At 58.4% G+C, this 11,399-nt stretch carries 8 protein-coding genes and 1 pseudogene; 6 read left to right on the top strand and 3 right to left on the bottom strand.

Annotated elements, in window-relative coordinates:
• The coding region (locus GWE18_RS41265; protein WP_275191222.1) for a pitrilysin family protein at positions 1 to 1,095 on the bottom strand (1,095 nt) is incomplete at its 3' end.
• Positions 1,096 to 1,561: 466 nt separating this feature from the next.
• A pseudogene (locus tag GWE18_RS41260) lies at positions 1,562 to 1,705 on the bottom strand (NUDIX domain-containing protein); the annotation flags it as partial.
• Positions 1,706 to 2,364: 659 nt separating this feature from the next.
• Here GWE18_RS41260 and GWE18_RS41255 point away from each other — a divergent pair.
• Positions 2,365 to 2,574, top strand: a complete 210-nt coding sequence (locus GWE18_RS41255; protein ID WP_275191221.1) for a hypothetical protein — start codon at positions 2,365 to 2,367, stop codon at positions 2,572 to 2,574.
• A gap of 769 nt (positions 2,575 to 3,343) precedes the next feature.
• Here the strand turns inward: GWE18_RS41255 and GWE18_RS41250 are convergent.
• The gene (locus GWE18_RS41250; protein ID WP_275191220.1) at positions 3,344 to 4,771 is read right to left on the bottom strand and encodes a DUF1521 domain-containing protein; all 1,428 of its coding nucleotides are present in this window, start codon (positions 4,769 to 4,771) and stop codon (positions 3,344 to 3,346) included.
• Between the two features lie 636 nt (positions 4,772 to 5,407).
• Between GWE18_RS41250 and GWE18_RS41245 the strand changes: the two genes are divergently transcribed.
• From GWE18_RS41245 to GWE18_RS41225, 5 genes are all read left to right on the top strand, one after another.
• The gene (locus GWE18_RS41245; protein ID WP_108522969.1) at positions 5,408 to 5,695 is read left to right on the top strand and encodes a hypothetical protein; all 288 of its coding nucleotides are present in this window, start codon (positions 5,408 to 5,410) and stop codon (positions 5,693 to 5,695) included.
• Positions 5,696 to 6,067: 372 nt separating this feature from the next.
• Positions 6,068 to 6,955: a hypothetical protein gene (locus tag GWE18_RS41240; protein WP_275191219.1), complete on the top strand. Its 888-nt coding sequence runs from the start codon at positions 6,068 to 6,070 to the stop codon at positions 6,953 to 6,955.
• A 30-nt stretch (positions 6,956 to 6,985) separates the two neighbouring features.
• Complete coding sequence (locus GWE18_RS41235) at positions 6,986 to 7,513, top strand: hypothetical protein (protein WP_275191218.1); 528 nt, start codon at positions 6,986 to 6,988, stop codon at positions 7,511 to 7,513.
• Positions 7,514 to 7,954: 441 nt separating this feature from the next.
• Positions 7,955 to 10,072, top strand: a complete 2,118-nt coding sequence (sctV, locus tag GWE18_RS41230; protein ID WP_275191217.1) for a type III secretion system export apparatus subunit SctV — start codon at positions 7,955 to 7,957, stop codon at positions 10,070 to 10,072.
• A gap of 33 nt (positions 10,073 to 10,105) precedes the next feature.
• Complete coding sequence (locus GWE18_RS41225; RefSeq protein WP_108522974.1) at positions 10,106 to 10,696, top strand: tetratricopeptide repeat protein; 591 nt, start codon at positions 10,106 to 10,108, stop codon at positions 10,694 to 10,696.
• The last annotated feature ends 703 nt before the right edge of the window (positions 10,697 to 11,399 follow it).

Below are 11,399 nucleotides of genomic sequence, written 5' to 3'. Positions count from 1 at the left end.
CGCTTGCGCAATCAATTGGGTCTTGACGCGCTCGAGATCCTCGGCGCGCGCGGGATTTTGCGCGAGGTCGGCGATCACCTTGTCGATCGCGTCCTCGATCTGGGCGAATTCGACGCCAGGTTTCGGCGTGGCCGAAATCATGAATTGCGAGGCATCAAGCGAGGTGCCCTGGTAGCTCGCGCTCGTGCTGATGGCGAGCTGCTTGTCGATCACCAGCACACGGTAGAGATAGGAGTTGATCCCGCCGCCCATCAACTGCGCGAGCACGTCGAGCACAGGGCTCTCGCCTGCGGCCGCAGTGGTAGCCGAGGGCACGAGATAGAATCGGCGCCAGGTGGGCTGCTCGACGCGGGGATCGGAGAGCGTCACGGTGCGGGGTGCCGCGGGCGTCGGCTCCTGTGGCCGCACGCGCTTCGCGGGGATCGCGGGCTGCGCAGGAATGTCGCCAAAATTCTTTTCCACCATCGGGCGGATTTCGTTGGGATCGACGTCGCCGGCGATGATCAGGATCGCGTTATTCGGCGCGTAGAAGCGCTTGTAGAACGCGAGCGCGTCCTCGCGGTCGAGCTTCTCGATCTCCTGGCGAAAGCCAAGATTGGGGCGGCCGTAGGGGTGGTTGAGGTAAAGCGCCGCCCTGATCTGCTCGGTGAGCCGCCTATCGGGATTGTTGGCGACGCGCATGTTGAATTCTTCGAGCACCACGTCGCGCTCGGACAGCACGTTCTCATCTTTGAGAATGAGGCCGGTCATCCGGTCGGCCTCAAATTCCATCATCTTGCCGAGCTGCTCGCGCGGCACGCGTTGGTAATAGCTGGTATAGTCCATCGAGGTGAAGGCGTTCTGGTTGCCGCCGACGCGCAGCACGGTCTGGGAGAATTCGCCGGGCGGATGCTTCGCTGTGCCCTTGAACATCAAGTGCTCGAAGAAATGCGCAAGCCCCGATTTGCCCGGCGTCTCATCGGCGGAGCCGACGTTATACCAAATCATCTGGGTCACGACAGGGGTACGATGATCGGGGATCACCACTACCTGCAGGCCGTTCGCCAGCGTGAAGCTTGCTGGTCGTTCCGAGGTGACTGTGATCTGGGCAAGCACGCTCCTGTTTTCAGCAACGTCCCGGAGGCTAGGATTGCTGCTATTATCCCTTTTGTATTCGACTTTGTATTCGACCGCCAGCGCGGTGGGTGTCGTCAAGGCCATTGCAACAGTGGCCGTGCCTAGCACCTTGGTTGTCACGGAACTCCAATTCTTCATGGCATCGCCTTTGGTCACATCGAGATACACATTCTGCAACGGCCGATCCCGACAAAGCAGAGAGCCGCACGCCGTTGGCAAACAAGGGAGCAAAAGCCGGGCCAATCGCCTAATGCTCCCGCGCACGGACCGCTGCGCGGGCAGCTGGACGCAAAACGAAGCGTGGCGCGTGCTTTCTCTTCCGAAAGCCAAAGCCGCACTTGTTTGGTATCCGCCAACATGTTGCGAACACGACGTTGCACACGAAAACGCACAATAACTCGCCGCCTCGCGCTTGCCTAAATCCTGCGACGCCACATAATGGCGCCTTGATCTCGCGCCAGAGGCACTGCTCCGCCGTTTCGTGGCCGCGCCGGCGCCCGCCAGGAAACATACAAAGCTTGTCGCGGCGCCGCCGCACCAGGAGTACCCGGCCGCGCTTCGACGCGACGAGCTTTGACGATCTTGCCATTTCTTCGATCCGATGACCCGAAATGTCCTAGCGTATACGCGACAAGATCATGTGGAAGGTTCGGGCCCGGCGAATTTTGTCCTGCACCTCGCACCGCACCTTGAGTTCAATCAGCTCGCCCTCCAGCACCGGCCGCTGCGCCGTTCAAGCGCTACTTTAGCGACCTGCGAGATCAGGTGCTCGCATTGCATCGAGTTTCACGTCCCTCCTCGGCATCACAAACTATTGGCTCCGGCAATGATGACGATCGCGCAGTTCATTCTTTGCCCGACCGTGCTCCACGGGTACACGAAGCGTGTCGGCCTCCATCGTCTTCTTCCTACAACTTACGTAGGTGCTTGAGCGCCTCAGCCAATTCGGACGCACCCTCTTGGCGGCCACTGCCGAGAGCTGCCGTCCTGCAGGAGGAGCTCTTCTAAATGAAACAGGCTTTTCGAATTGCCGCCGTGCTAGCGTCCACCAAGACCGTCTTGCCCCGCCTCAAAACTCTTCTCCGGCCAGCATTAGCTCTTCTTTGGCAGACCCCGACGCCGCACCTGACGGAAGCATCGATGCGGTCTCCAATGGCTCATCATGAAACGCACTGAGCCTCGTCAGCTTCTCGAAAGCTAACCTTGCTAGGATGAGAGAGTGGGTTATCTACAGGCGGTGTTACGAACATGAACGCAGGTGCACCCGATATCGGAGCAACGGGAAGCAATGACGGTGCGAATTTTGACGGAAACGAAGGGGCCGATGACGCCAACTCGCAGGCCGCGCAACAACGCAAAGCTTTCGAAACGGCTCTTGGCATGATCGCATTGCGAATTGTCAGCGATGCGCAGGCCGATCTAGACTCTGCCATGGACGACACAGAAGAGGATGTTTGAATCCGCCCCGTCGATTCGGGAACAACGAGCGGCAAACGGCACATCCAAACAACGGTGAGAAGAGAGAAAGGAGAGGAGCTTCTCCGCAGCTGGCGGATCCGCACCTCAATGGTGCCTGGTCGTTCAGATCGGTTGCGGTAAGGTCGGCGTGACAGTCCTTAGGGTTCTTGTCGCTCCGGCCCACTCCGGTCATCCGCATCTCGGTAGCCCAGCGCGTCTGGCTCACATACCTAACGGACGCGCCTCGCTTCAGGCGATCGCGCATTTACAAACTTGCAGGTCATAAAGTGCCTTATACGGGTGAGAGACCGATACGGGTGAGAGACCGAACAGGATCTTCCTGTTCTCGCACGCTGCGTAGCGGCTGGGACGTGCCTAACGACTCGGCGCGTCGCTTTTGGCGTAAACCCGATAGATCGCGCATTCCTGCCGCCTGGCGTTCGCCGCCATAGTGCATCCGGCCGCCGAGGCGTGTCCCTCTTGTCAATCAATCGACCTTGCAATGGAACTACTGGTAGAAGCCTGTGCATCGTCGACTTGAGGTTGGACCAGCTCTCGCTGGTTGAAACGCCCCCACTCGTCCAGTCGTGCCTTCGTTGCACACTGTTACCGGCAGAGATATGACAGCCAGATCATCGATAGCGTGAGAGCGCGGAATACGCATGGGTACCCCAAGCGAGGCGCTTCCCTGCGCGCTTCGCGCTGAGAAGCATAGGAAAGCGGGCGACAGCGCCCGCTCCCCTTATTTTGAACTGTGCTCAGATCGGCTTTACCCAGCAGCCTGCTCATTGGCGTCAATGCTCGCCTGGTTGACCCGCCATCCGGACCTATCGACCCACCCTTGACCTTGCTCATATATCGTCTGTGCACCATCCGCCGTCAGCTGATCGAGGGTTCGGCCAGCATTGGACTGCGTCACCTTCAGATTGTTGGCACCGTCCTTCTTGTCACCGAGTCCCTCGACAACCATAGCGTTGTCGCCATTCGTGATGGTGAGCTTGGACGAAATGGTCTTTCCCTTGCCGTAGTCGACTGTATCCACGGTGATCTTCGTGCCATCATCGAGTTGCAGGGTCATGCCTTTCTTGAAATCAAAGTCGTCCTTGCCGTCTCCATTAGCATCGACATGAGGATCGCCATGAATCTTCGAGACATGGCCGGTTTCTTTGTTGCGAACGGTCCAGGTGCCGTCCTTCTCGTCGGCCGTGATTGTATACTTGTCGCCAAGGTGTATCGTTGCCTTGCCGTCATGGACCTCATGCGACCACACCGGATTAGTTTTAGGTGGCGGGCCCTGGTTCAACGCAACTGGGGTCATCGACGCAGGCGGGGGAGGAGGAACGAAAACTGGAGTGTAGTAGTACAATGGAGTAGCGAGCGGCGGAGGAGTGTACTGGGACTGGGAGCCGGCGCCCGGGGCGCGCCCCTCTTCACCAGCATCGATACTCGCCTGGTCCACCTCACGCCCGGCGCCGTCGACCCAACCCTGACCTTGCTCATGGATCGTTTGTGAACCATCGGCTGTCAGCTCATCGAGAGTGAGGCCAGCATTAGACTGCGTCACCTTCAGATTGTTGGCACCATCCTTGTCGTCACCGAGTCCCTCGACAACCATGGCGTTGCTGCCATTCGTGATGGTGAGCTTCGATGAAATGCTCTTGCCGTTGCCGTAGTCGGCCGTATCCACGGTGATCTTCGTACCATCATCGAGTTTCAGGGTCATGCCCTTCTTGAAATCGAAATCGTCCTTCCCGTCCCCATCAGCATCGAAGTGAGGATCGCCGTGGATCTTCGTGACATGGCCGGTCTCGTTGTTGCGGACAGTCCAGGTGCCGTCCTTCTCGTCCGCCGTGATTGTATACTTATCGCCAAGGTGGATCGCGGCCTTGCCGTCATGGACCTCATGCGTCCACACCGGATCAATTGAGGACGACGAGCTTTGGTTCTGCGCGACCGGCGCGAACGAGGGAGGCGGCGGCAGGGCGAGAACGGTTGGAGCAACGTAGGCCGGACTAAGTACGGCGGGAGCGACGACGGCCGGACTATTTACCGGCAGGTACTGGTAGGTCCCAACCGGGACGCCGGCAGCGCCGGCGTACTGCCCCATCGCCACGTTGAACATTGGAGCGGCGGGCACGCCTTCAGGCACTAGCCCTACCGCCGGATTGAAGCCGCCCACCACGGGAAGATACGCCATTTTCATTCACTCCTATTGCATTGAAGGAAGCGACAGACTGCGAGGACCACCCGCACAATCAACTTGGCACGTTGCGCCGAGGCCATTCAAAAACCAATCCCACGTCATGACCAGCAGCAGGCCGCCCTCGCGTTTCTTGTTGCAGGTGGCAACAGCCTTGATCGGCGGACCACTTCTCTTACCCTTGCCTTCGGCAATGCGGGCCTCTCACGTCGAGCGCATCCAAGTCGCAGGAAGTTTATCCTGAGTACCTGTCGAAAAGCTGACGATAAGATAATCGCCCACCAGCACATCAGCTTCGGATCACCTGAATGTTGAGAGCATGTGATCGCGACGAATCGCTCTTCGTGATGGGCGTCGGAGCAACGACATCTTGGGACGCGCGGCCGGCGAGCGTCCACGCTCTCTAAAGAACGTCGGCCGAGCCTCTCGCGTGAATGCTCCAGGCGGTCTTTCGGTGCCTTAGAGAACCGACACATTTTCAGAGAGAGAAAAAGTTGGGCCAGCTCGACTCATTCCGCGGCCTTTCTGAGACTCGTCAGCTTCTCGAAAGGTAATCCTCTTAGGATGAGAGCGCTGATCTCTAGGCGACGAGTCGTCTATTGATCTTAGTGGAGATGAACACAGGAGAATGCGATGATCGGAGAAATGATCGGAAGCGCGGCTGGTGGATGGCTCGGTGGACCGTCGGGAGCGGCAATTGGTTCCGCTGTCGGTGGAGTACTCGACCAAGCCTTCGAGAAGGTTATTCACAGCTTGGAGCCTGAGAAGGCTGATGCTGACAAGGTCGCCAAGGACAATGGCCCTGCCGCAGGAAGCACCCCCCAGTGTAACCACGGCAACGGCGAATTGACTCTCTTGAATGGCCCGCCAGGCGCGCATGTAATGATTTCATTTCCTGCCGTCGTCACGCCAGTTGGTTAGGCGTGAGGCAGGTCATCAGTAGCAGTAACTTCCAAACAGAAAGGTGAGTCGATATGGTTTCTCCCGTTGGCGGTTTCCCCGCTGCGTCTGAAGTCCCTACGAATCAGCAAGCCGGGGCTGGCGATTTCGCGGCGCAGCTCGCCGAGCTCGAGCGTGTTAGCAAAGAAGCTCAGGCCAATAGCATCGTGATGCGCAGAATTACGACTGAGCTCTCGTCCGAAAAGAAGGTTGCCGACGAGCGCGTGAGTTAGCGCTGCAAGAGGGGCTCACGGCCGCTTTTTTCGCGTGCTGGATGCTCTCTACAGCCTGACGAATTCGGAACCAGCCGTACGGCAACGCCGTACGGCTTCTCGTTGCTCAGGGAGCCTCTCCGTGAACGAACCGGCCTCCGTTGATTTCGAAGTGCTATCAGGGCTCTATTCCGGGGTGACCGGTGAAGCGCCCGTCGGAACGAGCCTTATCGGAAGTGGCCTCGATGCCGATATCGTCTTCGTCGAACAGGGGCTCGAGCCCAATCACTTCCGTCTCACCCCCCTGCACGATTCGATGGAGATCGAGGCTCTAGCAGCCGGAGTCAGCATAGAAGGAAACGGAGATATTGCCGTAGGCAAGCGGGTTGTTATTTCTCTTCCTGCCGTCGTTCATGCGGGCACGATGTCCATTCGCTGCACACAGGAGTCGGAGCAAGGATCAATCGGCTTGTCGCGTGTCTCGATAATAGCAGCCGCCTTGGTCTTGCTGAGCTCTGTCGGGATCGCCACTCTTGCAGTCAGCTTCCTCTTTGACGGCAGTGCCGGAGCACTGAGCCCCGATGCGCCCCCTGTCGCCGCACTTCCACCCAAGCTGACGCTCAACGGTCCTGATGATCGCCCCCTCCATGCGGCCGCCGAACAGCTGCAAGAGGAGGTCAACAAAGCGGGACTTCTCAATATCAAGATCGGTCCTGGGCCAGGTGTGGTCAGCGCCGAGGGCACCGTGACGCCTGCGTCAGTCAGTAGATGGCAGAAGGTTCAGCAATGGTTCGATCAGCATACGAACGGATCGCTGACACTCGTAAATGGAGTGATCGTGAAGGAGGATAAGCCGCCCTCCTCAATTGCTGTCCAGGCGGTGTGGCGCGGAGCCCACCCCTATCTTCTTATTGGTGGCCAAAAGTACTTCGTGGGCGCGCTGTTGAACGATGGATGGACGGTCGATCGAATCGAGGCGGGAAGCGTACTGCTCAGCCGGAATGGACGGCTTGCTGCTCTTCCCTATTAGAGCTCCACCGCCGCAGGAAAGGAGAACGTCATGACCAAGCTGCCCCAGCATCCTGTCGGACTTGGGACCTCTTCGCAAAGGCTCAACACGCACGACCATGAGCCAGCGAACAAGCCGGCCCTCCCTCAAGTCCATAATTTAGGGATCCATGGCACCGATGGCGGTGGCGAGAAGAGGCACGGGTCGGTTTGGCCGGATACCGAGGCGCCGGATCTGCCAATCGAGGCCGCGCTTGAGGTAAACGATATCAATGCCGTCTCGCGCGTCAGTCTCAACGAGAGGCGCGTACGGATAGCTGAGATCGATCCCCGTGCAGCACTCGCTTCACTTTATGGCCGCAATCTCGCAACTGGCCTGCTCTCCTTCGTGACACCACGCCTGCGTGACCCGGACGTGCTGCGAGCAGAGAAGCATGGTGTTCTTCTCGAGCGCTTGGCCGATAGGCTATGCGCCGAACCGGAGGATTCGGCGGCGCGTGAAGGGACCGACGCCCTGCAGCAGGAGCTCCGGCGGCTCATCCTGCTCCGGCAGAACCAGAACAGTTTGATTGGGGGCTAGCATGATCGACTCGGGCGGAGCGCAGTTCGCCAGTCCACCGCCGCCGGCCGATGCTTCCAAAACCGGCGATGTCTTGCCAATCTCAGGGCAGGAGCGTGATTTGGTCTGCGCAATATCCTTCGTCCACCTTGCGTGTGGACAGAGCGCACAAGCTCTCGCTCTGTTGCGGCTCATTGCCCATGACGATTCGCAAGACGTCGACCTGCTTCGCATTCTTACCTATGCTCTCATCTCGGAGGGCTTTGGCAATGAAGCACTTGCCGTCCTGGATAGACTAGACACGTTTGATGACGAGCCCTCTTCGCGTCTGCCTTTGACGCTTCTCCGCAGTCACGCGCTACGACGGGCCGGCCGTATGGACGAGGCGCGGGCAGTCTTCCAAGACTATGTGTCCCTGCGTGGCAGGACAGCCCCAACGGAACAACAATAAGAATCGTCTCCATGGCAAACCTCCTTCGTAAGCTTATCGTGCGCGCGCCATTCCACCCGGATTTCATGGTCGCGTTCATGCTGCTTCTGGCAATCGCAATGATGATCATGCCGATGCCGATCGTCGTGGTCGACATGCTGATCGGCTTCAATCTGGGTTTTGCCGTATTGCTGCTGATGGTTGCACTGTATCTCAGTACGCCACTGGATTTCTCGTCCTTGCCCGGCGTCATCCTGATCTCTACCGTTTTTCGTCTGGCGCTGACTATCGCGACAACCCGGCTGATTCTCGCTGAAGGAGACGCCGGCAGCATCATTCACACCTTCGGTGAGTTCGTGATATCAGGGAACATCGCGGTCGGCATTGTTATATTTTTGATCGTGACCATGGTGCAGTTCATGGTTCTCGCCAAGGGAGCCGAGCGCGTTGCTGAAGTCTCGGCACGATTCACGCTCGACGCTCTGCCGGGCAAGCAGATGGCTATCGACGCGGAGCTACGCAACGGTCATATCGATCAGCACGAGTCACGCAGCCGGCGAGCCTCACTGGAGCGAGAAAGCCAACTTCACGGTGCGATGGATGGCGCCATGAAGTTCGTGAAAGGGGATGCCATCGCCGGACTCATAGTCATCTGCATCAACATGCTGGGAGGAATCAGCATCGGACTGCTCTCCAAGGGCATGTCCGTCGATGAGGCATTGCATCAATATACGCTGCTCACCATCGGCGATGCGTTGATTTCTCAGATTCCGGCGCTCCTGCTGTCGGTTACGGCCGCAACCATCGTCACACGTGTGAATGGGCCTTCCAAGCTCAAGCTTGGTGCCGATATCATCAACCAACTCACGGCCAGTACCCAGGCATTGCGGCTAGCGGCCGGCGTCTTACTTCTCATGGGGCTGATACCTGGTTTCCCCTTGCCCCCGTTTCTCATGCTGGCCGCACTTTTTGCCGGGGCGAGCTATGTCAAAGGCGGTGTGCAAGGCGCGAACACGGGCTCCAAGACGAGCGCTAACGTTAGTACTCCGACTTCAAATCCGGCGCAGGCTCAACGGCAAACCATACCTGCGGAGGCGCTTCCGGTCGCGGTGTTCTTTGCACCTAACCTGGTAAACACGATTGACAGAGAGGAAGTTGAGCAGCACATCGCTCGCATTTCGGCACTGGTCTCAGCCGATCTTGGCATCACGATTCCCCGCATTCCAGTCCAGGTCGACCAACGTTTGGCCCAATCCGAGTTCAGGTTAGATGTGGAAGGGGTACCGGTTGAACGGGATCGGGTGGATCCGACGCAGCTCGCGCTCACCGACGACCGAGCGAACATTGAATTGAGCGGCATCCCGTATCGGCTAGATCCAGACTCCGACCGGATCTGGATCGAACAGAGCCATGCACCGGCTCTCAAAGCGGCCGGGATCGGGCATCACCGTCCGAGCGAAATCATAGCCCTGCGCGTCAGTTCCGTACTGACGCGATATGCGCAGCGCTTGGTAGGCATTCAAGAGACGCGACAGCTGCTCGCCCGGATGGAGCAGGAATATGCCGACCTGGTGAAGGAAGTGCTACGCACGACTCCAGTTCCCCGGATCGCCGATGTCCTGCGTCGCCTGCTCGACGAGGGCATCCCGATTCGTAACACCCGGCTGGTCTTGGAAGCGTTCGCCGAATGGAGCGAACGCGAGCAAAACGCCGTCCTGCTCACCGAATATGTCCGCTCCGGCCTAAGACGGCAAATCTGCTATCGCCATGCCAACGCTCACCGTGTTCTGCCCGCCTTTATCGTCGAACGTGAAACTGAGGATGTGATTCGTAGTGCGGTCCGAGAGACCACCGTCGGGCCGTACCTCGCGCTGGAGGACCGGCATAGCGAGATGTTGCTGTCGCAACTGCGCCAGATTCATTTAGGCCTGCCACCAGGTCAGAGCCAGCCCGTCATCCTGAGTTCGCTGGATATCAGGCGCTTTGTCCGCGGCTTTCTCACCCGCAACGGGTTCGATCTTCCTGTTCTGTCTTATCAGGATCTCGCCTCCGATTTCACGGTCCAGCCGGTGGGGTCGCTCAAGCTTACAGGTCCCAAGGAAAAAGCTCCGACAGGAGAACAACGCAACCTGCATGCCACAAACGGCTAACAGAGTGCAGCAGTCGGTCGTGAGATGGATGGCATGAATTCACCTACAATAAGATTCGCTGCTCGATTGTATGCGTTCCATCCGCCCTCGGGCTTTACTCTCGTCGCTTTATTCGCCACCCTTGTGCTTGGTGGTTGCGCCAGCTTGGATCAGCAAGCTATCTCAGTTCAAGAGACGCCGCGGCCGGAGTTGCTGGGCGCCAAGGACATCGATTCTGCTATGCGCGAGCGCATTGCACACGCCCTCGTCCGGGTTTCCGACGAGGAGAGTTTGCGTGAGGCTCTGAAGCAAAAGCCAGACAATGTCGATGCGGCAATCTCGCTTACGCAGGCCCTTCTGGCACAGAAACGCGCGAGCGAAGCACTTGAGGTAGCCGACAAGATCTTGCTTACAGTTCCTGGTAATTTGCGTGCCCTGAATGCAAAAGGGGTGGTTCTCGACGCCAAGGGGCGTCATGATGAAGCACAAGCGCTATATCGCGAGGCCCTCGCAGCGGCCCCAGGCAATCAGATGTTGCGCAACAATCTCGGCCTATCGCTCGCACTTGCTGGGAATGCCGATACTGGAAACGCCAGCCTGCAACCGCTTTCGCACGAGCCGGGTGCGCTGGCCCGTTCGCCATAGCGTGGCCTTCGCGTAGAAGGCCGGATCGTACACGCTTAACGCCTGCGCGTCAGCTCGTCGTCAGCTAGGCTGACTATCAAATTCGCGGTGCCTGACGAGTCTGAACTCAGTGGGAGAATACTTCACCGATAGGAAACCCAATCACCATGTATGGCCGAATCAATAGCTCACCCGGTGCTTCCGACACTGATGAAATGAGACAATCCGCCACCAACCACACGCAATCTGATGCAGACAGCCAACGCTTTGCGGACATGTTTGCTGAGATGCGCATAGCGGCGCCGAGCGCTAGTTCGTCTTCGGGAGCAACACCCTCGTACTCCCTCGTTCGGCGACCTCCTGTGGTGGAGATCACAAGGTCTTCATTCGAGGAGAACGTGAGGGACTTTTATGGCGATGAAATCCAGCATATCGCTGCGAAACCACAGCAATACTCGCTTCCCGCATCCTCGAAAGCCGAACGCACGGCACAAGTTGCTTATGACCACGGCAGGAAATCTGGTTCGGAAAACGCACGCTATTTCAGCTATCAGCTAGGCAACAAGAGTGTTGGACTTCTGCGAACGGAAGGCGGAGCTAGGAGCCTGTCTGAGTAGTGACTGGTCAAGAGGGTGCGAGTCTGATTCCTTGCGTGGCCATGAGCAAGGAATTTCGCCCCTGGAAGATCGACGAGGTCCAGCTTCTGCCGCCGAGCGTGCAGGAC

It is taken from the genome of Bradyrhizobium sp. CSA112 (assembly GCF_029051645.1).
Taxonomy (GTDB): Bacteria; Pseudomonadota; Alphaproteobacteria; order Rhizobiales; family Xanthobacteraceae; genus Bradyrhizobium.
Note: the sequence above shows the minus strand (reverse complement) of the source record. Positions and strands in the feature narration are given on the sequence as shown.